Origin of the sequence: Lentihominibacter sp. (assembly GCF_046951855.1) — a bacterium.
GTDB classification, from domain to species: Bacteria; Bacillota; Clostridia; order Peptostreptococcales; family Anaerovoracaceae; genus Lentihominibacter; species Lentihominibacter hominis.
This window is the reverse complement of sequence record NZ_JBKTXS010000008.1, coordinates 18,547-39,036: the sequence shown is the minus strand read 5'-3', so window position 1 is coordinate 39,036 and position 20,490 is coordinate 18,547. Positions and strand designations below refer to the sequence as shown.

The following is a 20,490-nucleotide window of genomic DNA, read 5'->3' as shown; positions in this document are numbered from 1 at the left end:
ATCAGCTCTTTCTCCTGCGAAACTTTTCCATATAAATAAGAAGTACATTTATATCTGCCGGAGATACTCCTGATATTCTGGATGCCTGTCCCACAGACAGCGGTCTAAAATCACTCAGTTTCTGCCTCGCTTCTATTCTGAGCCCATCAATACTGTGATAATCAATATCAGAAGGAAGCTTTTTATTTTCCAGTCTTTTAAATTTTTCTATCTGCTGCTTCTGTTTGTCTATATACCCTTCGTATTTTATTTGTACTTCCATCATAGTTTTTTGATGTGAAGAAAGTACAGGTCTTTCTTCGTCTATAACAAAGGATTCGTCATATTTTATTTCAGGTCTTCTCAGCAGCTCATACAGAGAGCATGGACTTTTTATCGGTGTACTTCCCTTACTTTCCAGAAAATCATTTACATTTTCAGGTTTCAATACTTTTTTCTTTAAGCGATCTGTCTCAAGTCTTACTACTTCTTTTTTATTCAAATATTTCTCATATCTATCATTTTTTACCAATCCAACCTCATAACCCTTCTCAGTCAAACGTAAATCTGCATTGTCTTGCCTGAGAACCAGTCTATATTCTGCTCTGCTGGTCATAATTCTGTAAGGTTCATTAGTACCTTTAGTTACTAAATCGTCGATGAGAACGCCAATATAAGCTTCGTTTCTCTGAAGAACAAATTCATTTTTCCCTTCTATTTTACGAACAGCGTTTATTCCCGCCATAAGTCCCTGCGCTGCAGCTTCTTCATATCCGGAACTTCCATTGAACTGGCCGGCACAGAAAAGGTTTTCGATATGTTTATTTTCAAGAGATATTTTTAAATCTACAGGATCTATGCAATCATACTCAATAGCATAAGCAGGCCTTACTATTTCTAAATTCTCAAGTCCCGGTATAGTTTTATAAAATTCCTGCTGTACATCTTCAGGAAGACTAGACGACATTCCCTGTATATACATCTCATCAGTATAAATTCCCTCTGGCTCGACAAAAAGTTGATGTCTTTCTTTATCTGAAAATCTGTTTACCTTATCTTCTATAGAAGGACAATACCTCGGACCGACACCCTCTATATGACCGCCAAACAGAGCTGACCTATGAAAATTCGCTCTTATTACATCATGCGTAGCTTCATTGGTATATGTAAGCCAGCAATCTGCCTGATCTTTCTCTAAACTGTCATTCATAAATGAAAATGGAACAATATCCTCGTCTCCGTGCTGCGGTATCATCTTATCAAAATCAAGGCTCTTACCTAAAGCTCTGGCAGGAGTACCAGTTTTAAACCTTCTCATAGGAAGACCATACTCTTTCAGACGTTCTGCCAGCTCGACAGACGGAGCCAGACCGTTGGGACCGCTTTCAAAAACACTATCGCCTATAAATATTTTTCCGGCAAGAAAAGTTCCTGTTGCTAATATTACAGCTTCAGCTCTGTAACATGCGCCAGTCTTTAAAACTACTCCACAGGCTTTTCCTTCTTCTATTATTATGTCTATAACTTCACCTTGCTTCAAATGAAGATTATCCTCATTCTCAATAGTCTTTTTCATTTCAATATGATACTGATTTTTATCAGCCTGAGCTCTAAGAGAGTGAACAGCCGGACCCTTAGCAGTATTAAGCATACGGCTTTGGATAAAAGTCTTATCTATATTTATTCCCATCTCTCCGCCCAGAGCATCTATTTCTCTTACAAGATGACCTTTTCCTGTACCGCCTATCGACGGATTACACGCCATCATAGCAACAGCCTCAAGATTTATGGAAAACATCAGCGTCTTTTTCCCCATTCTGGCCGATGCAAGCCCTGCTTCACACCCTGCATGACCCGCTCCTACTACTATAACATCATATGTTCCCATTAAAAATTTTTCCATTTGCCGATACATGCCTCCGTATATAAAAAAGAAAAATTATTTCCCCAGACAAAATCTGGCGAATACTTCATCTATGATATCATCCGATACCGTTTCTCCTATTATCTCACCTAAATATTCATAAGTGTTTTTAACATCTATTTCTATAAAATCCAGAGCTTCTTTGGAAGCAATCATTTTAAGAGCATCTTCAAGAGATCCTCTGCTTTTTCTTAAAAGCTCTATATGACGAACATTATTAACCATCATACTGTCTTTTTGTGATAGATGTCCGCCATAAACCATATTTTCAATAAATTCTTCTATATCCTCTATCCCTTTGCCATTGAGTAGAGAGGTTTCTATTATATCATGGTTTCCCGCTATTTCTCTTATTTCATCGTCGTCAAATACTCTACCAAGATCACTTTTATTTATAAGAATCAAAGATTTCTTTTCCTTAAGATATTTCCCTATCTCTTTATCTTCAGAAGAGAGAGGACGGCTTCCATCAGTTATAAATATTATAAAATCCGCATTATTAAAAGCTTCTTTAGATTTTTCTATCCCAAGAAGTTCAACCTTATCAGAAGTATCTCTTATACCTGCAGTATCAACAAGGTAAACAGGAATATTTCTTATGCTGAGAGTTTCTTCAATAGTATCTCTGGTAGTACCCGGTATTTCTGTAACTATAGCGCGTATTTCTTTTAGAAGACTATTCATCAGAGAAGATTTTCCCACGTTTGGTTTTCCTACTATAGCTATTCTTATTCCTTCTCTTATCATACGTCCTGTAGAAGCTGTAGACAATAGTTTTTCAATCATTTCGCCTATCAGCAATATATTTTCTTCCAATTTTTCATAAGTAAGCTCTTCTATATCTTCATCAGGATAATCTATATTGACTGTTATATCTACAAGAACATCCAGAAGCTTTTGTCTTATCTCCATAATTTTAAGAGAAAGTCCTCCTTCAAGCTGTGATATAGCCACATCAAAGCTTTTATCAGTCTTAGCCTTCACAATATCTATAACAGCTTCAGCCTGAGATAAATCAAGCCTGCCGTTTAAAAAAGCTCTCTTAGTAAATTCACCCGGTTCAGCCATACGCGCTCCTTTTCGAAGCGCAAGTCCGAGGGTTTTTCTTAAAGCCACTATACTGCCGTGGCAATTTATCTCTGCAACATCTTCCGCCGTATAAGTTTTAGGACCTTTCATATACACTGCTAAAACTTCATCTATTATCTCATTGTTATCTTTATCTACTATTTTTCCATAAGTCATTCTTCGGCTTACTATTTCAGCAAATTCTCCTCCGGGTTCAAATATATCCTTTAAAATATCAAAAGCTTTGTTCCCGCTTATTCTTATAATGCCGATTCCACCCTCTCCGTAAGCAGTGGCAACTGCAGCAATAGTATCTTCCATTTTTTTCTCCCCAATAATCGCAAAAGTCCGCAAATAAACTTGCGGACTCTTAAAATTACTTTTTAAGCTCTATTACAACTCTTCTATAAGGTTCTTCACCTTCGCTCCTCGTATTAATCTCAGGATTCTGCTGCAAAGTAGCGTGAATTATTTTTCTTTCATAAGGATTCATTGGTTCAAGCCTTACATATTTCTTATTTCTTATTACCTTAGCCGCCAGTCTATTGGCCAGCTGTTCAAGAGTCTTCTGCCTTTTAGCTCTGTAATTCTCAGCATCTATAACTACTTTAATATACTTTTCGCTGTTTTTATTTATCACAAGACTTGTAAGATACTGAATAGAATCCAGCGTCTGTCCTCTTTTGCCTATAATAGTGCCTGAATCTTTGCCTGACATCTCTATATAAACTATATCTTTACCTGCTTTAACATCAAATGACAGTGTAAGACCCATTTTTTCTGTTACATCTTTCAGAAAATTAAGAGCTTCATGCTCTTCCACATCTTCAAGTTCGCTTTTATTTACGACTTCGATATTCAAGCTGCTCTCTTCTTCATTATTTTCAGCTGTGCCAGCTTTATTATCTTTCTTATTTCTGTTCTTCCTGTTATTCTTATATTCTTTATTGTCAGTTTTTTCTTTAGGCTCTTCAGATTTTTCTTGCTGAAGATTTTCTTCATGTTCCTCTTTTTCGAGAATCTCGGCAGCAGGGATTTCTTTTTTCTCCTCTTTTTTCTTTTCTACTCTTACTTTTGCAAGTTTAGAGCCTATACCGAAAAACCCCTTTGAAGGCTGTTCCAAAACCGTAACTTCAACTTCATCTCTGGAGAGTTTAAGATCCATAAGGGCAAGTTTGACAGCTTCTTCAACGTCAACCCCCCATTTTTCCGAATAATCCATTTAAATTTTCCTCCAAAACTATAGAGATCTATTTTTTATTTTTTTTCTGTGCCTCTCTTTTTAATCTCTTTCTGAGAGTAGCCATATGTATATTGAAGAATATCTGTATAATCTGGCTGACTGCCCAATAAAGAGCAAGTCCGGATGGAAATGATCTCGCCATCCACAAAATCATAATAGGAAAAATATATTTCATCATTTTCATCATGCCATTCATCTGATTATTGGCACCGCCGCTATCAGATAAGGCTTGATTCATAGTAAATGAAATAAATGTCGCTACGCCCGCAATTATAGGAAGTATCCATGGATCCGGCTGACTTAAATCTTTTATCCACATAAAAGATTCATGAAAAGCAAAAATCATACTGTCATCTGCCATATACCTCAAAGGGTTTCTCAGTAAAGCAAATAACCCCATAATTATAGGCATCTGTATAAGCATAGGAAGACATCCACCCATAGGATTGAATTTTTCTTCCTTATATAACTCTGCCATCTTTATATTCAAAGTTTCTCTGTCGTTTGCGTATTTTCTCTGTAAAGCCTGCATTTTAGGCTGTACCTCTGCCATTTTAGCAGTAGATTTAGTCTGCTTTATGTACAAAGGATACAGACACAACTTAACTATCAGAGTAAACAAAATAATAGTAATTCCATAATCACTTAAAAAGTTATACAGAAAACCGAGAAGCCATCCCAATGGCTTTGCTATTACTCCTAATATTGTATACATTAATTAATTTCCTCCTATTTTAAAGGATCATAACCTCCCGGATTAAAAGGATGACATCTCATCAATCGCTTTATACCGAGAAAAGAGCCTTTAAAAAATCCGTACTTTTCCAATGCCTGTATAAAGTAAGTAGAACAAGTAGGATAAAATCTGCATGTTGGCGGAAAAAGAGGAGATATGAATTTCTGATATCCTTTAATTACAAGAATCAATATCTTCTTCATCTATATGCCTCTTATCTCTTATACAATTTTGCTTTAGATACAGAATTTACCATAGATTTTTCCACATCTCGAAGTTTCTTTCCGTTTATATTTTTCCGTGCAATGAATATAAGATCATACCCCGATTTGATATAATCTTTTAAAAATCTATAGTTTTCCTTCATGAGCCTTCTGGCTCTGTTTCGTTCAACGCTGTTTCCTACTTTTTTGCTTGCTAAAAATGCTATTCTGTTGTATGAAAGATCGTTCTTCCTATAAAAAAGTACAATATACCGTTCTCCGACGGATCTTCCTTTTTTATATATAGAAGTAAAATCATCTTTTCTTCTCAGTATATCCTTTTTTAGCATAACATTACCAAATTTATCGGTATAAAAATCGCATTCAGCTGAATTTATCAGCTGCAGTCTCTATGTTTCATAAATAATTATCAGGTTATAACAAAAAGACCACACTTGCGGTCTCTATGCTGATAAAACTTTTCTTCCTCTTTGTCTTCTTCTTTTTAAAACATTTCTACCGTTCTTTGTTTTCATTCTTTTTCTAAAGCCGTGCTCTTTTTTTCTCTGTCTTTTTTTCGGCTGATATGTCATCTTCATCCGTTTCTTCCTCCTTCTGTAAATTATATCAATTCAAGTACATAAATCTAAATTTCAACTTATGCCATACGCTTTACTATTATACCCTCCAGTTAAACTTGTGTCAATTGATTTTAAAATAACACCCATAGTCATTAAATACATTAATGTAAAAATATTACAAATAATAAGTATCACACCAATATATAGTTATGCCTGTTGAAACTTTGCACAATTTTATCCACAAGTAGTGGATAACTTCATTTAACTTTATTTTTTCAACAAATTTTATTAACCTATTGCCTGTGGATAACTTTTTTTGATATTATATACCTACAGCTTAGAGAGAGGAAAAACTTATGAAGAAAAAGATTGAAGAAAAAAAATGGAGAGATATACTTTCAGAAATAAACGAAAACGTTACAGATGTGAGTTACAGGACATGGTTTGCTCCATTAGTGCCTCTCGAAGTGGATGAAGATGCTAAAGTATTTTACGTTGCATCATCTAATGATTTTGCCATTGGAATTCTGAAAACCCGTTATATTTCAATATTTGAGCAAGCTGTAGAAAGCGTATTCAGAAAAAAATACAAGGTAGTTATAAAAGAAAAAACAGAAGAAGAAATAGAAAACTTTCTTAAAGGAAGTTCCGGAAAACACACACAGATCGAGGAAAAAAAAGAGACTGAAGAAGAATTCAGAGAAGAATACTTTCTCAATCCAAAATACAACTTCGATAATTTCGTCGTAGGATCTAACAATAACTATGCCCATGCTGTAGCTCTTGCTGTAGCTGAATCACCGGCAGTAGTCTACAATCCTCTTTTTATATATGGAGGATCAGGACTCGGAAAAACTCATCTCATGCATGCCATAGGACACTACATACTTGAACACAATCCTTCTTCCAAAGTTCTTTATGTTTCCTCCGAAATGTTTACATCTGAACTTATAAAAGCAATACAAGATAAAAAAAACTATAACAGTAAAATGAGGGCTTTCAAAAAAAAATACAGAAATGTAGATGTATTGCTGATAGACGATATACAGTTCATAGAAGGTAAAGAAAGTACCCAGGCAGAGTTTTTCCACACATTCAATGCTCTTTATGAATTTGAAAAACAGATAGTTATATCAAGCGACAGACATCCAAGTAAACTTACAGATCTTGATGAACGCTTAAGATCAAGATTCCAATGGAATATAATAGCAGACATACAGCCTCCCGATTTTGAAACAAGAGTAGCAATCTTAAGAAATAAAGCAAAACAGGAAAATGTCGACGTTGAAGATGATGATATGCTTGAAGTTATAGATCTTATAGCTGAAAAAGTCAAATTCAATATAAGAGAGCTTGAAAGCGCTCTAACGAGAATTATCAGTTATTCAAGAATCTTTAATGAACGTATAACCGTAAAATTTGCCAGAAAAAATCTAAACGATATTTTTTCAACCAGTGACTTTAACATAACATGCGAAACCATAAAAAAAACGGTCTGCAAAAAATACAATATAAAAATATCAGATATAGAATCAGCTAAAAGAAAACGTGAATTTTCACACCCAAGGCAGATAGCCATGTACCTTTGCAGAGAATTGACCGATTCATCGCTTCCGAAGATAGGAGAATATTTCGGCGGCCGTGACCACACCACAGTACTGCATGCTTACGAAAAAATCTCTGCAGAATTAAAAACCAACAGCCTGATGGCTGAAGAAATAAGACGCATAAAAGACGATATACAATAGTTATCCACACTATCTGTTAACAAAAAAAACAAATTATCCACAGTTTTTTAAGAACAAAAAAACAAGTATTTATAAGGGCTTTATAAGTTATCAACAGTTTCAACAGGCCCTACTACTACAACTACTATAAATATATATATAAATATAATAAACAGATTTTTTTCATTTGGAGGATATTATGAAATTTACTTGCAATCAACAAACACTGACAAAAGCGCTAAATACAGTTTCAAAAGCAGTTTCAAACAGAACTACTCTGCCTATTTTAAAAGGAATACTGCTGGAAGCTAAAACCGACGGAAAATTAATTATGACTGCTTCTGATCTTGAAATAAGTATACAGAAAGAAACAGAAGCTTACGTAGAAGAAGAAGGCTCTATTGTTGTTATATCCAAATTATTCGGAGACATAATAAGAAAGCTTCCCAATGAAGAAATATCTATAGAATCAAACGAAGAAAACTCTGTATTGATAAAAACAAGTTCATCTGAATTTACAGTAGTAAGCTTTCCTGTAGATGAATTTCCTAAAATAGGAGAAAAAGAAGAAATAAAAGATGATCTTATATTTGATAAAGAGATATTCAAAGATATGGTAAGAAAAACCTCTTTTGCAGCCTCTATAGATGAATCAAAAGGCATTTTAGTAGGTATACTTACAGAAATAGGAAAAGAAAAGGTCAGCATGGTAGCTCTTGATGGATTTAGGCTTGCTCTTGCCAATGAAAACATGACGAGTGCCGAAGAAAATAAATTTATAATATCAGCTAAAATTATGAATGAAATAAGTAAAATCATTTCTGATGATGAAACAGACGATGATATCAGAATATTGATGGGAGAAAAAAAAGCTGTATTTAACATAGGAACAACAGAAGTAATACTCAGACTTATGGAAGGCGAATTCATAAAATACAAAGAAATAATACCTAAAAACAACGATATAAATGTCATAATAGGAAAATCAATATTACTTGAAAGTATAGAAAGAGCATCACTTTTAGCTAAAGAAGGAAAAAATAATCTTATAAAGATGACTATAAAAAATAATTTGCTTACGATAACTTCAAGATCTGAAGAAGGTAATGTGAAAGAAGAAATAATAATGGAAAAAACAGGAGATGATCTTGAAATAGGATTTAATTCAAAATTTATTATAGACGTATTAAAAGCAATAGACGATGAAGAAATATCTATGAATTTCAAAACAGGAACATCCCCTTGCGTAGTAAAACCTGTAGAAGGGAATTCATATGAATATTTAATCCTTCCTGTAAGAATACCTTCGATGTAAAATGTATATAAAGAGAATAGAATTAAAAGATTTTAGGAATTATAAAGAACTTGACGTGGTTTTTAATGAAAATGTTAATATATTTATAGGCAATAACGCACAGGGGAAAACCAATCTGCTTGAAAGTATATATTTAAATGCTATGGCAAGATCTTTTAAAACCTCTAAAGACAAAGAACTCATAAGGTTTGGAAAGGAATTTTGCAAAATAAAAACTACAGCTTATTTTGACGGAGATGATCATGTTAATGAAATAGTTGTAAATAAAGAAGGAAAAAAAGGAATAAAGCTGGATGGCGTTAAAATCAAAAAAACATCTGAGCTTTTAGATCGTGTATTTATAATAATATTTTCTCCGGAAGATATGAAAATTGTAAAAGATGAACCGGAAAAGAGAAGAAAATTTGTCGACAGAGAGCTTTGTCAGATAAAACCCGGATATTACAGTGATCTCAGTGATTATAAAAGAACATTGAAACAAAGAAATACTTATCTTAAAGAAAGTATTATAGATGTGTCGATCCTCGATATATGGGACCGAGAACTGGCTAAATACGGGGCAAGAGTAGCAGTAAGGCGTAATGAATTCATAAAGAAGATAAACGATATAAGCAGACAGATACACAGCAGAATATCAGGCGGCAAAGAAATTCTTGATATAAAGTATGAGTCAAATATAGATGTTTCAGATAATACGGAAAAGTCTTTTTATCAGTTGCTTTGTGATGTAAGAGAAGATGATATAAAGAACAGGAATACAGGAAGAGGGCCCCATAAAGATGACCTTAAAATATCGGCTGATAGTATTGATTTGAGAAAATTCGGTTCACAGGGGCAGCAGCGGACTGCAGCTCTTTCTTTGAAACTTTCGGAAATAAAGCTCATAGAAGAAGAAATGGGAGAGAAACCTATACTGCTTCTGGATGATGTTCTTTCTGAGCTGGATAACGACAGACAGACTTATCTTATAAATTCTTTAGGAGGAAATCAGCTTTTTATAACTACTACTGACATATCAGGAAAAGTGGCTAGATCACTTCCGGAAGGAAAGATTTTTAAAATAAATTCAGGAGAAATAGAAATAGAAATCTGAAAAAAAAACCTGTAAACATGATTTTAAAAAGTTTACAGGTTTTTTTATTAATATGGCGTATAAACAGGGTTTTGAAAGGCTCAAATTTTAAATCTCACGCTTTTACAGGTGTTGAATTGACTCAAAACTCCAAAACCTTATAAAAGTTTGTAAAAACTTAAAATATATGATATAATAAGCCGTTATAACTGAACTTAAGGAAAAGGAGATTAGATGATGGCGAAAGACGAAAAGCTGCAGCAGTATGGAGCTGAGCAGATACAAGTTTTAGAAGGTCTTGAAGCTGTAAGAAAACGACCTGGAATGTATATAGGAAGTACAGGTTCCAGAGGGCTTCACCATTTGGTGTATGAAATAGTAGATAACAGTATAGACGAGGCTCTTGCCGGTTTTTGCAATAATATAAATGTTACTATACACAAAGACAATTCCATTACTGTAGAAGATGACGGAAGAGGGATGCCTGTAGATAATCATCCTAAGCTTGGGATACCTGCAGTGGAAGTAATACACACTGTTCTTCATGCCGGAGGAAAGTTCGGAGGAGGGGGATATAAGGTTTCAGGAGGACTTCACGGCGTAGGCGCATCTGTAGTAAATGCTCTTTCTACGAAAATGGAAGTGGAAATAAAAAGAAACGGAAAAGTTTATAAACAGACTTATGCTAAAGGGAAAACCACAAGTCCCCTTACAGATATAGGAAACTCGAGAAAGACAGGATCAAAGAGCACGTTTTGGCCTGATCCTGAGATCTTTGACGAAATAGAGTATGATTATGAAACTCTTGAGAGAAGGCTGAGAGAGATGGCTTTTCTCAATAAGGGGATAAGAATAATTTTAAAAGATGAAAGAGAAGGAAAACAGCAGGAAGAAGTATTTCATTATGAAGGCGGTCTGAAAGAATTCGTAAAACATTTGAATACCAATAAGGAACCTCTGCATCCTGATGTAGTGTATTTTGAAGTTGCAGACAAGGACAGAGAAGTCGAAGTTGCCATGCAGTATACTGATAGATACAGCGAGATGATGCTCTCTTATGCTAATAACATCAATACAACAGAAGGCGGATTCCATATGGTAGGATTTAAAACAGCTCTTACCAGAACTATAAACGATTACGCCAAAAGAAGCAAAATTCTTAAAGAAAATGACGATGCTCTTTCAGGTGATGATGTAAGAGAGGGTTTGACAGCTATAATTTCCGTTAAACTCACTGAACCTCAATTTGAAGGACAGACAAAGACTAAGTTGGGAAACAGTGAGATGAGAGGATTTGTGGAGACAGCTACAGCAGAGAATGTTATGGCTTTTCTTGAAGAAAATCCTACTCAGGCGAAAATAATCATAGATAAATGTTTGAGAGCAGCAAGGGCAAGAGAAGCGGCAAGGAAGGCAAGAGAACTTACAAGAAGAAAAAGTGTCCTTGATGGTATTTCCATGCCTGGAAAATTAGCTGACTGCTCGGAAAAAGATCCTTCACTTTCAGAAATATTTCTTGTGGAGGGTGATTCTGCAGGCGGAAGCGCTAAGCAGGGAAGAGACAGATTGAGACAGGCTGTACTCCCGCTGAGAGGAAAAATACTTAATGTTGAAAAAGCACGTCTTGACAGGATACTGAACTCAGATGAGATAAAGAATATGATAACGGCTTTTGGATGCAACATAGGTCCTGATTTTGACGAGTCAAAGCTGAGATATCATAAGATAATAATAATGACAGATGCCGACGTTGACGGAGCTCATATAAGAACACTTCTTTTAACGTTCTTCTACAGATATATGACTCCGCTTATAGAAAAAGGCTATATTTACGCTGCTCAGCCTCCTCTTTTTCAAGTTAAAAAGGGTAAGGAAGTTTATTATACCTATTCTGAAAGAGAACAGGAAAAACTTATGAAAGAACTGGCAGATAAACCCGGAAAAGCTGATATACAGCGATATAAAGGTCTTGGAGAAATGGATTTTCATCAGCTTTGGGAGACTACAATGGATTACAATAACAGAACTCTTATACAGATAACAATTGATGACGCTACTGCAGCAGACGAGATATTTACTACTCTAATGGGAGATAAAGTTCAGCCAAGAAGACATTTTATCGAGCAGAATGCGGCTCTTGCGACTCTGGATATTTAGATGGGAGGAGTTTGGATAGATGGCAAATTTAATTGAAGATCAGAAAATGATCCAGCATGAGATACATGATGAGATGAAAAACTCCTACATAGATTACGCCATGAGTGTAATTGTAGGACGTGCTCTTCCTGATGTAAGAGATGGTCTTAAGCCTGTTCACAGAAGAATACTTTATGGAATGAGCAGTCTGGGAATAACACCTGATAAACCATTCAAGAAGTCGGCGCGTATAGTCGGTGAAGTAATGGGTAAATATCACCCTCATGGCGACAGCTCTATTTACGATGCCATGGTAAGACTTGCTCAGGATTTTTCTACAAGGTATCTTCTTGTGGACGGACACGGAAACTTTGGATCAGTAGACGGTGACGGCGCGGCAGCCATGCGTTATACGGAAGCCAGGATGTCTCCGTTTTCTCTTGAAATGATACGGGATATAGATAAAGATACCGTAGATTTCATGCCTAACTTTGATGAAGAAGAAAAAGAACCTGTCGTACTTCCGGCAAGATTTCCTAATCTTCTGGTAAACGGCAGTAACGGTATAGCCGTAGGCATGGCTACATCTATACCTCCTCATAATCTTGGAGAAGTAATAGATGCTACTGTCAGGATGATAGATGATGATCAGTGTACCGTAGAGGATCTTGTTGAAATAGTAAAAGGCCCTGACTTTCCTACGGGCGCTCAGATCTTAGGTAAAAAAGGAGCAAGAGAGGCTTACAGGACAGGACAGGGAAAGGTTATGGTACGCGCAGTTGCCAATATAGAGGAAACTGACAGAGGCCGCTCACAGATTATAATTAGTGAAATACCGTTTCAGGTTAATAAAGCAAGACTTCTTGAAAAGATAGGAGAGCTTGTAAAGGATAAAAGGATAGAAGGTATTTCAGCTATAAGAGACGAATCCAACAGAAATGGGATGCGTATAGTGATAGAGCTGAAGAAAGACGCCAATCCGAGGATAACTCTTAACAGACTTTATAAACATACACAGCTTCAGGAAAATTACAGTATGATAATGATCGCGCTGGTTGAAGGTCAGCCGAGACTTCTGAATCTGTATGATATAATAAAAGAGTATCTGAAACATCAGAAGGAAGTTGTAACGAGAAGAACTCAGTATGATCTCAATAAGGCAGAAGCCAGAGCTCATATACTGGAAGGCTTGCGTATAGCTCTTGACAATATAGATGAGATCATAAAGATAATAAGATCAAGTTATAATAATGCCAAGGACAAGCTGATGGAGCGCTTCGGACTTTCAGATATACAGGCTCAGGCTATACTTGATATGAGACTGGCAAGGCTGCAGGGTCTGGAACGTGAAAAAATAGAAAACGAATATGCAGAACTGCAGAAAAAAATAGCTTATTACAAGAGCCTCCTCGAAGATGAGAAAAAGCTTATGGGTGTTGTAAAAGATGAGCTTCTTGAAATAAAAGAAAAATACGGCGATGAAAGAAAGACTAAAATAGTAGCTGATATGAGTGATATGGATGATGAAGATCTCATAGAGGAAAAGCAGGTGGCTATAACTCTGACTCATCTGGGATATCTTAAAAGGATTCCTGCAGATACTTATAAGACCCAGAAGAGAGGCGGCAAAGGCATTACGGGACTTACCACGAGAGAAAACGATTTTGTCAACGATCTTATAATGACGTCAACTCATGATAATCTAATGTTCTTTACAAACACAGGAAAAGTCCATAGGATAAAAGCATATGAAATTCCGGAAGCTACAAGAACAGCTAAGGGAACGCCTGCTATAAATTTCCTTAATCTGATGCAGAGAGAAAGAATAACCGCAGTCATACCGTTTAAAGAATTCAGAGATGACAAATATCTGATGGCAGTTACTAAAGACGGTACTATTAAGAAAACCGCCATATCTCAGTTTGATACTAACAGAAAAACAGGGCTTATAGCTATCAATCTTAAAGATGGAGATGAACTTGTAGCTATAAAGCAGACCAGCGGAAGCGATAATGTCATAATCATAACAAAACAAGGAAAGTGTATATGCTTCTCAGAAGATGATGTGCGTCCTATGGGAAGAATAGCAGGAGGCGTAAGAGCCATTAAGCTTGAAGGTGATGATGAAGTGGTATCAATGGAGCTTGTTCAGCCTCACGAAGAAGTACTGGTAGTTACAAGCAAAGGATACGGAAAAAGGACATCAGTCAAAGAATACAAAATACAGGCAAGAGGCGGTAAAGGACTTTTGACATACGATAAGAGTAAATTTAAGAAAACCGGTATGCTTGTAGGTGCTCTTGTAGTAGATGATGATGATGAAATTCTTCTTATAAATTCAGAAGGAACTATTATAAGAATTGCTGCAGCTGATGTGTCCAAACTGGGAAGAGCAACTCAGGGTGTAAAGATTATGAGAGCAGATGACGATGTGAATATCATATCTATAGCAAGGGTAATAAGAGAAGAGGAACATGAAATAGATACAAAACTTGCTCTGGAAAAAAAGGCAGATAAAAGAGCAGCTGAAAAGAAAGAAAATGATTCAGAGCAGACAAAGATGAAGATATAATCACAAGGAGATATTATGAAACGTGTTTTTTCAGGCGTACAGCCTACCGGAAATATCCATTTGGGAAACTATCTGGGAGCATTGAAGCAGTTTGTTGAGCTTCAGGATGAAAATGAATGTATTTACTGTATTGTAGATCTTCATTCCATAACAGTTCCTCAAGATCCTAAAGAATTGAGAAAAAATATACTCGATGTAGCTGCACTCTATCTTTCTATAGGTATAGATCCCAAGAAATCCACAGTTTTCGTTCAGTCAGACGTGAGCGGACATTCAGAGCTGTCATGGATACTGACATGCAATTCCTATACGGGAGAGCTTTCAAGAATGACTCAGTTTAAAGATAAGAGTAAAGGAAGAGAATCAGCGCCTACAGGGCTTTTCACATATCCTATACTTATGGCAGCTGATATACTGCTTTATGATACAGATATAGTTCCTGTTGGGAATGATCAGAAACAGCATATTGAGATATGCAGGGACATAGCAATCAGAGTAAATAATAAGTATAAAGATACATTTGTGATTCCTGACGGAAGATTTCTTAAAACAGGAGCGCGTATAATGGCGCTGGATGATCCTTCAAGTAAAATGAGCAAAAGTGCCGAGAATATTCACAGCAGAATATCTCTTTTAGATGAAGATAACAAAATAAAAAAATCTATTATGCGTGCTACAACTGATTCAGACGGTGAGATAAGATTTGATCCTGAAAACAAACCGGGTGTCAGCAATCTTTTAAGTATATATAGTGCTTTGTCAGGCAAGAGCATTGAAAATATAACAGCTGATTTTGCAGGATGCGGTTATGGAGATTTCAAGAAAGAACTGGTTGAGGTAACAAAAGAAGCGCTTCTTCCTATCAAAAAGAACTTTAATGATATAAGAGAAACAGAAGAACTTAAGAATATACTTCGTGCCGGAGCTGAGAAGGCAAACACTATTGCTGAAAAAACCATAAAGAGAGTAAAAAATAACTTTGGATTAGGATTTTAGATATAAGAATATAAATGTTTTTTTGGGCTATTATTGAAGAGTAAATTTTATTGCATCTGGCAATATGGAAAAAATATATGTCTTATATGATAAGAAGAGCTGCCGCATCAGTATAATAAAAAACATTGACGCGCCGGCTCTTTTCTAATAACTTGAATAAAAAAGGAGCATAAAATATGAGTGAAACTGTTTATCAATTTCAAGGTACTGATGATTATATAATAAATGACGATCTGATGCTGACGATGAACATTGCAATAAAAATGAATAAGCCTTTGCTTGTAAAGGGAGAACCGGGAACAGGAAAGACAGCGCTGGCTGAATCAATAGCAAAAGCACTTGATAAGGAGCTTATTGTATGGAGTATAAAATCTACTACTAAGGCGCAGGATGGGCTTTATCAGTATGACATAGTTCGCCGTCTTTACGATAGTGAGCTTGGCAACGAAGGTGTGGACGATATTAAAAGATACATAAAAATGGGTAAGCTGGGTGAGGCTTTTACGTCAGACAAACAATGTGTGCTTCTTATAGATGAGATTGATAAAGCGGATTTGGAATTTCCAAATGATCTTTTATGGGAACTTGATCGTATGGAATTTTATATTCCCGAAACTGATGAAACAGTTAAGGCTAAGAATCCTCCTATTGTCATAATAACTTCTAATGCTGAGAAAGAGCTGCCTGATGCATTTTTGAGAAGATGCGCATTTTATTTTATTGATTTTCCTGATAAAGAACTAATGAATGATATAATACTTGCTCATTATCCTGATATAGAAGATAAAATTGTGGAGCAGGTACTCGATGCTTTCTTTTATGTACGGGAATATTTTGAGTTAAAGAAAAAGCCAAGTACAAGTGAATTATTGGATTGGATCAGCGCATTGAAATTAAGTGGATTATCTACAGAAAATCTCAGACAGGATCTTCCGCTTGTCAGTTTTTTATTAAAAAAAGATGAAGATCTGGAAACAGTAAAGAAAAGCTTTGGAGGACTCAGGTAATGTTCTTGGATTTTCTGCTTTTTCTTCGTGCAGGAGGACTTAAAGTATCACTTGATGAATGGCTTTCTATAACAGAAGGAATGTATATGGGTCTGCATGGCCAGACACTTAAAGGATTTTATATTCTCAGCAGAGCATTACTTGTGAAAAAAGAGAATGATTTAGATAAGTTTGAAGAACTATTTTATCAATATTTTAAAAGTGTAAATTCTCAAAGGTTAAAAAAAGAAATAAAAAAACTTTTAAATCAGCCGGAAAGAGCAGAACAGATTTTTAAAAGTTACATGGATCAGAGAAAGCTTGAACCGCAGGTAATGATGGAAAAAATTGAGATGCGTATTAATGCAGCTGAAGAAGGATATGGAGAAAATATTGCTGTAAATGCAGAAGGGGTAATGAACAGCAGTGTGTCTGCAGGGAAAGGGGCCGGCCCCGGACCGGGAAACGGAACTATGATTCAAGGAGCTGGAGGCAAATCTATAGTACATGCACCGGGAAACCGTAGATTTAGGGACTGGCGTACTGATTGTACCATTGAATCAAGACAGTATCAGATGGCGTTTCGTCTTCTGAGAGAATTGTCGCGTAAATTGGAAACAAATGAAGAAGAACTTGATATAAGAGGGACTATCGATCATACCTGCAGGCAAGGAGGTATCCTTGATATAAAAATGCAGCCTCCCAGGAAAAACAGATTGAAATTAATGGTTCTTATTGATTCGGGAGGCTCTATGAAGCCTTATGAACAGCTTTGCAGTTTGCTGTTTCAGTCTTTAAATAAAGCTAATACATTCTCGGATCTTAAAATTTATTATTTTCATAATTGTCTTGAGGGAAAATTGTATACAGATCCTTCTATAGATATAAAGGAAACAGTAAAAACAGAATGGATATTGAGAAACGTATCAAGTGATTATAAGGTGATTTTTGTAGGAGATGCTGATATGGCAATGCATGAATTAGTGGATAATAATTCTTACAGCAGGTCATCCAATACCGATCTTGATGGAATAACATGGTTTAAAAAATTCAGTGAAAAGTATGAACATTCCATTTGGCTTCATCCTCAGGAGAGAGAAGAAAATCTTGCATGGATGTCTGAATCATTTACAGAAATAAATAAGATATTTCCTATGTTCAGACTTTCCATAGATGGTCTTAAGGATGGTATGTATAAACTTATGAGGAATCAATAAAAATAAAATAACTGTGAATAATAAGATTATTAATATTCACAGTTATTATTTATGTTCGGTTTAATAAGACTCTCAGCTTTTATTTATATTCTTTGCTGAGTATTTCAGTTCCCGCAGCATCTTTATAAATTACTTTGACAGTAATACCATCTATGCCGGAGCCCTCTTCGAGAGTATCTACAACTGATTCAAAAGTTGAATCCATTGAACTCATGGCTTTCTCCATTTCAGTTTTCATGAGTGCCATAGTAGATGAATCAAATGTCTGATCATATTCATAAGTGTATGTGAGAGTATTCTCTTTTACATCTACGGTCATTCCGCTTGTTGAAAGTGAATCTATTGACTGTTTGGCTTCAGTATTGTCATTGACATACTCCTCAAGATTTTTCGGACCGCCACATCCGGAGAATACTACTGCCATAATCAAGATTAATGATAGGATGACACCTGATGTTAAAATTTTCTTTGAAGTTTTCATGTTTTTTCTCCTTCTTCTCGTAAATAAAAATTATTTATATTGACAGCTTATGCTGCTATCGGCTTTGAAGTTCTTTTATTCCGTCTACGACGATTTTTTCAACTTTTTCTGCCAAAGCTTTTTCTTCATGTTTAGTAATATTTTTTGTTTGTATGGGTTCATGTATTATGATATCTATCTCAGCTCCCCTTAAATATCCTTTTTCTTCGAACATTTTATAACTTCCGTTGAGAGAAACAGGTACAATGGGAACTCCGGGTTTTGTCGCAAGCTTCAGCGAACCTCTGTGAAATTTTCCCGGAACAGGACCTTTGCTTCTTGTTCCTTCAGGGAATATGACAAGGGAAAATCCGTTATTGAGATACTCTATGCCTTCGCTTATAGCTTTGAGAGAAGCTCGAGGATCATCTCTTTTTATGAGCACACTTCTGATTCTTTTTATCCATTTACCGTAAAAAGGAAGTTTACCTAAATTTTCTCTGGCAACAAAAGCAAATTGAAATTTTTTAAAGGCAGCGCAGTAAGCAAATATATCAGCGTAACCTTGATGATTTCCTACAAGGACTACAGGACCTTTATCAGGCAGGTTTTCGATTCCTTTTACGTTAAGCGTGCTGCCAAACATTTTCAGAACCATAGGCCCCCAATAAGATGTTGACTTAAGAATATATTCACGTTCTTTTTCAAAATCTCCGGAAGCTTTTGCATCTTCTATGGCTTTTTTATTTACTTCGAGATATTTTAGGCAGTTGACAAGTTTCAAAGCACCGGGAATATTGGCAAATATCTTCATCAGTTCCTCCTAAGCAGTTCAATATAGATGATCTGTATTTACAGACGAATATATTATATCACATGATTTTAAATTATGATATAATACTGTATTACTAAATAGTGGGGAATTTTTAAATGGGTTTAAATAATATTAGAGAAAAAAAGTCGCATGAAATAAGGATTATAGTTGCAGCTGCAGGAATAGCAGTATTTTTTGCTATTCTTTTTACTGTGGTTACCGGCAGGTCTCAAAATTTTGATGATTCTGCAAGATTCTTTTTTTATGATATGAGAAGCGAATGGCTGACCTGGGCGGCGAAAATTATAACATATATGGGAAACTGGCATTCCATAGTTATATTATGTATCATTCTTCTTATAATAAAACCTCTGAGAATGACGTATGGTGTACCTGTTTCATTAGGAGCGGTTTTTGTCACATTGATGAATAAAGTTATAAAGACAGCTGTTCAAAGGCCAAGGCCTGATGAAATTTTTCGACTTATAGATGAAGGTGGATTCTCATTTTCCAGCGGTCATTCAATAACAAGTATGTTTGTATTCGGAATGCTTATATACCTTGTCAGAAACAATGTAAAGAAACGTATGACAGCTAATATTCTTACTGTTATTTTATTGATTCCGACAATATTTATAGGATTAAGCCGGATCTATCTTGGAGTTCATTATCCTACCGATGTGCTGGCTGGTTGGTGCATGGGTATAGCAGTAATAATGTTTGCTATTGAGATAATTGAAAGAATTACCGGAAAGAATAAAAAAATATAAATAAAAAGACTCGGTATCGCAAAAAAATTTTACGATATCGAGTCTTGATTTTTTTATTCATCATCTTCAGATGAAGTTCTGTCAAAGAATATACTCTTTCCTGTAGTGGAGAGAGGTATACCGAAACAGACTCTTACATTTTTAGGAAAAATCCCCATGCGTATAGCTGCTTTGCCCGCAGAAAACATGATGCGGTTGTCAATACGGTTGTCCGCAGCTATAGAAACAGCAGATCCTATAGCTATACCCAGATCTACAGTATTAAAAGCGCAGTTTGCGCCTGCCTTGGAAGTTTCACCGCAATTTTTGAAACCGCAAAGGCCGCAGTTTTCGAGGGCAATAGGGGCGTTATCGACGCCTATGATGACTATACAGTGACTGTCGTCTACATTGCCTGCATCCCTTAAAAAGAAATCAGCTCCTGTTTCTTTGGCTATATCACGCATGATCTGTGACAGAGTGTCTTTATCCTCGCCGTCTAAAACAGCAGCCTCTATATTGTCTATACCGCAGCCTTTAGGAGCGGTAACTGCTGCTGCCACCATCTGCTGAGCTACTCTCATTGCAGCTTTTTCGGCTGCATTTTCTCTTTTATACAACATATCGTTCCTCCTTGTTAATATATTATATATGGTAAAAATATCAAAATCAATATAGATATATTTAAGGGACAAATGAAGATAAATCGAAA

General features: G+C 35.7%; 19 protein-coding genes. 9 read left to right on the top strand and 10 right to left on the bottom strand.

Annotation, left to right across the window (positions count from 1 at the left end; all coding sequences use genetic code 11):
- Position 1: 1 nt before the first annotated feature.
- The 7 genes from mnmG to rpmH all read right to left on the bottom strand — a co-directional run bounded on the left by mnmG (position 2) and on the right by rpmH (position 5,752).
- Complete coding sequence (mnmG, locus tag ACLR96_RS03575) at positions 2-1,882, bottom strand: tRNA uridine-5-carboxymethylaminomethyl(34) synthesis enzyme MnmG (protein WP_177268172.1); 1,881 nt, start codon at positions 1,880-1,882, stop codon at positions 2-4.
- A 36-nt stretch (positions 1,883-1,918) separates the two neighbouring features.
- Entirely contained in the window at positions 1,919-3,292 is a 1,374-nt protein-coding gene (gene mnmE / locus ACLR96_RS03570; protein WP_177268170.1) for a tRNA uridine-5-carboxymethylaminomethyl(34) synthesis GTPase MnmE, read from the bottom strand.
- Between the two features lie 55 nt (positions 3,293-3,347).
- Positions 3,348-4,193 carry an RNA-binding cell elongation regulator Jag/EloR gene (gene jag / locus ACLR96_RS03565; protein ID WP_177268168.1) on the bottom strand — a complete coding sequence of 282 codons (846 nt, stop codon included), beginning with the start codon at positions 4,191-4,193 and terminating at the stop codon, positions 3,348-3,350.
- 28 nt (positions 4,194-4,221) lie between these two features.
- Positions 4,222-4,929 carry a YidC/Oxa1 family membrane protein insertase gene (locus ACLR96_RS03560; protein WP_177268166.1) on the bottom strand — a complete coding sequence of 236 codons (708 nt, stop codon included), beginning with the start codon at positions 4,927-4,929 and terminating at the stop codon, positions 4,222-4,224.
- A 14-nt stretch (positions 4,930-4,943) separates the two neighbouring features.
- Positions 4,944-5,153 carry a membrane protein insertion efficiency factor YidD gene (gene yidD / locus ACLR96_RS03555; RefSeq protein ID WP_177268164.1) on the bottom strand — a complete coding sequence of 70 codons (210 nt, stop codon included), beginning with the start codon at positions 5,151-5,153 and terminating at the stop codon, positions 4,944-4,946.
- A gap of 11 nt (positions 5,154-5,164) precedes the next feature.
- On the bottom strand, positions 5,165-5,503 hold the full coding sequence (rnpA, locus tag ACLR96_RS03550; RefSeq protein ID WP_177268162.1) for a ribonuclease P protein component: 339 nt from the start codon (positions 5,501-5,503) through the stop codon (positions 5,165-5,167).
- Positions 5,504-5,617: 114 nt separating this feature from the next.
- Positions 5,618-5,752, bottom strand: a complete 135-nt coding sequence (rpmH, locus tag ACLR96_RS03545) for a 50S ribosomal protein L34 (RefSeq protein ID WP_177268160.1) — start codon at positions 5,750-5,752, stop codon at positions 5,618-5,620.
- Between the two features lie 338 nt (positions 5,753-6,090).
- Between rpmH and dnaA the strand changes: the two genes are divergently transcribed.
- From dnaA to ACLR96_RS03505, 8 genes are all read left to right on the top strand, one after another.
- Positions 6,091-7,482 (top strand): chromosomal replication initiator protein DnaA, encoded by a 1,392-nt coding sequence (gene dnaA / locus ACLR96_RS03540; RefSeq protein WP_177268158.1) that lies wholly within the window; start codon positions 6,091-6,093, stop codon positions 7,480-7,482.
- A gap of 178 nt (positions 7,483-7,660) precedes the next feature.
- Positions 7,661-8,776 (top strand): DNA polymerase III subunit beta, encoded by a 1,116-nt coding sequence (gene dnaN, locus ACLR96_RS03535; protein WP_177268156.1) that lies wholly within the window; start codon positions 7,661-7,663, stop codon positions 8,774-8,776.
- A gap of 1 nt (position 8,777) precedes the next feature.
- Positions 8,778-9,869 (top strand): DNA replication/repair protein RecF, encoded by a 1,092-nt coding sequence (gene recF, locus ACLR96_RS03530; RefSeq protein ID WP_177268154.1) that lies wholly within the window; start codon positions 8,778-8,780, stop codon positions 9,867-9,869.
- Between the two features lie 213 nt (positions 9,870-10,082).
- A complete protein-coding gene (gene gyrB / locus ACLR96_RS03525; protein ID WP_412265144.1) occupies positions 10,083-12,005 on the top strand; it encodes a DNA topoisomerase (ATP-hydrolyzing) subunit B in 1,923 nt (640 codons plus the stop codon).
- Between the two features lie 19 nt (positions 12,006-12,024).
- Positions 12,025-14,556 (top strand): DNA gyrase subunit A, encoded by a 2,532-nt coding sequence (gyrA, locus tag ACLR96_RS03520; RefSeq protein ID WP_177268152.1) that lies wholly within the window; start codon positions 12,025-12,027, stop codon positions 14,554-14,556.
- Positions 14,557-14,571: 15 nt separating this feature from the next.
- Positions 14,572-15,552 (top strand): tryptophan--tRNA ligase, encoded by a 981-nt coding sequence (trpS, locus tag ACLR96_RS03515; RefSeq protein WP_177268150.1) that lies wholly within the window; start codon positions 14,572-14,574, stop codon positions 15,550-15,552.
- 176 nt (positions 15,553-15,728) lie between these two features.
- Complete coding sequence (locus ACLR96_RS03510; protein WP_177268149.1) at positions 15,729-16,559, top strand: AAA family ATPase; 831 nt, start codon at positions 15,729-15,731, stop codon at positions 16,557-16,559.
- Positions 16,559-17,755 carry a VWA containing CoxE family protein gene (locus ACLR96_RS03505; RefSeq protein WP_177268147.1) on the top strand — a complete coding sequence of 399 codons (1,197 nt, stop codon included), beginning with the start codon at positions 16,559-16,561 and terminating at the stop codon, positions 17,753-17,755. Before ACLR96_RS03510 ends, ACLR96_RS03505 begins: the two co-directional genes overlap by 1 nt.
- Positions 17,756-17,834: 79 nt before the next feature.
- Here ACLR96_RS03505 and ACLR96_RS03500 read toward each other — a convergent pair whose 3' ends face one another.
- Both ACLR96_RS03500 and ACLR96_RS03495 read right to left on the bottom strand, forming a co-directional pair.
- Positions 17,835-18,236, bottom strand: coding sequence for a DUF4854 domain-containing protein (locus ACLR96_RS03500; RefSeq protein WP_177268145.1), 402 nt, complete (start codon positions 18,234-18,236; stop codon positions 17,835-17,837).
- 55 nt (positions 18,237-18,291) lie between these two features.
- Positions 18,292-19,029 carry a lysophospholipid acyltransferase family protein gene (locus ACLR96_RS03495; protein ID WP_177268143.1) on the bottom strand — a complete coding sequence of 246 codons (738 nt, stop codon included), beginning with the start codon at positions 19,027-19,029 and terminating at the stop codon, positions 18,292-18,294.
- Between the two features lie 116 nt (positions 19,030-19,145).
- Between ACLR96_RS03495 and ACLR96_RS03490 the strand changes: the two genes are divergently transcribed.
- Positions 19,146-19,799: a phosphatase PAP2 family protein gene (locus ACLR96_RS03490; protein WP_177268141.1), complete on the top strand. Its 654-nt coding sequence runs from the start codon at positions 19,146-19,148 to the stop codon at positions 19,797-19,799.
- 53 nt (positions 19,800-19,852) lie between these two features.
- Here ACLR96_RS03490 and ACLR96_RS03485 read toward each other — a convergent pair whose 3' ends face one another.
- Positions 19,853-20,401, bottom strand: a complete 549-nt coding sequence (locus ACLR96_RS03485) for a ferredoxin domain-containing protein (protein WP_177268139.1) — start codon at positions 20,399-20,401, stop codon at positions 19,853-19,855.
- Positions 20,402-20,490 lie beyond the last annotated feature (89 nt).

Excerpts from the sequence above, each read along its gene's own strand:
- gyrB (WP_412265144.1), top strand. The coding sequence starts at position 10,083 with ATGATGGCGAAAGACGAAAAGCTGCAGCAGTATGGAGCTGAGCAGATA.
- ACLR96_RS03500 (WP_177268145.1), bottom strand. The coding sequence starts at position 18,236 with ATGAAAACTTCAAAGAAAATTTTAACATCAGGTGTCATCCTATCATTA.
- ACLR96_RS03490 (WP_177268141.1), top strand. The coding sequence starts at position 19,146 with ATGGGTTTAAATAATATTAGAGAAAAAAAGTCGCATGAAATAAGGATT.
- ACLR96_RS03560 (WP_177268166.1), bottom strand. The coding sequence starts at position 4,929 with ATGTATACAATATTAGGAGTAATAGCAAAGCCATTGGGATGGCTTCTC.
- rpmH (WP_177268160.1), bottom strand. The coding sequence starts at position 5,752 with ATGAAGATGACATATCAGCCGAAAAAAAGACAGAGAAAAAAAGAGCAC.
- yidD (WP_177268164.1), bottom strand. The coding sequence starts at position 5,153 with ATGAAGAAGATATTGATTCTTGTAATTAAAGGATATCAGAAATTCATA.
- ACLR96_RS03510 (WP_177268149.1), top strand. The coding sequence starts at position 15,729 with ATGAGTGAAACTGTTTATCAATTTCAAGGTACTGATGATTATATAATA.
- trpS (WP_177268150.1), top strand. The coding sequence starts at position 14,572 with ATGAAACGTGTTTTTTCAGGCGTACAGCCTACCGGAAATATCCATTTG.
- rnpA (WP_177268162.1), bottom strand. The coding sequence starts at position 5,503 with ATGCTAAAAAAGGATATACTGAGAAGAAAAGATGATTTTACTTCTATA.
- dnaA (WP_177268158.1), top strand. The coding sequence starts at position 6,091 with ATGAAGAAAAAGATTGAAGAAAAAAAATGGAGAGATATACTTTCAGAA.
- recF (WP_177268154.1), top strand. The coding sequence starts at position 8,778 with ATGTATATAAAGAGAATAGAATTAAAAGATTTTAGGAATTATAAAGAA.
- ACLR96_RS03505 (WP_177268147.1), top strand. The coding sequence starts at position 16,559 with ATGTTCTTGGATTTTCTGCTTTTTCTTCGTGCAGGAGGACTTAAAGTA.
- mnmE (WP_177268170.1), bottom strand. The coding sequence starts at position 3,292 with ATGGAAGATACTATTGCTGCAGTTGCCACTGCTTACGGAGAGGGTGGA.
- mnmG (WP_177268172.1), bottom strand. The coding sequence starts at position 1,882 with ATGGAAAAATTTTTAATGGGAACATATGATGTTATAGTAGTAGGAGCG.
- gyrA (WP_177268152.1), top strand. The coding sequence starts at position 12,025 with ATGGCAAATTTAATTGAAGATCAGAAAATGATCCAGCATGAGATACAT.
- ACLR96_RS03485 (WP_177268139.1), bottom strand. The coding sequence starts at position 20,401 with ATGTTGTATAAAAGAGAAAATGCAGCCGAAAAAGCTGCAATGAGAGTA.
- dnaN (WP_177268156.1), top strand. The coding sequence starts at position 7,661 with ATGAAATTTACTTGCAATCAACAAACACTGACAAAAGCGCTAAATACA.
- jag (WP_177268168.1), bottom strand. The coding sequence starts at position 4,193 with ATGGATTATTCGGAAAAATGGGGGGTTGACGTTGAAGAAGCTGTCAAA.
- ACLR96_RS03495 (WP_177268143.1), bottom strand. The coding sequence starts at position 19,029 with ATGAAGATATTTGCCAATATTCCCGGTGCTTTGAAACTTGTCAACTGC.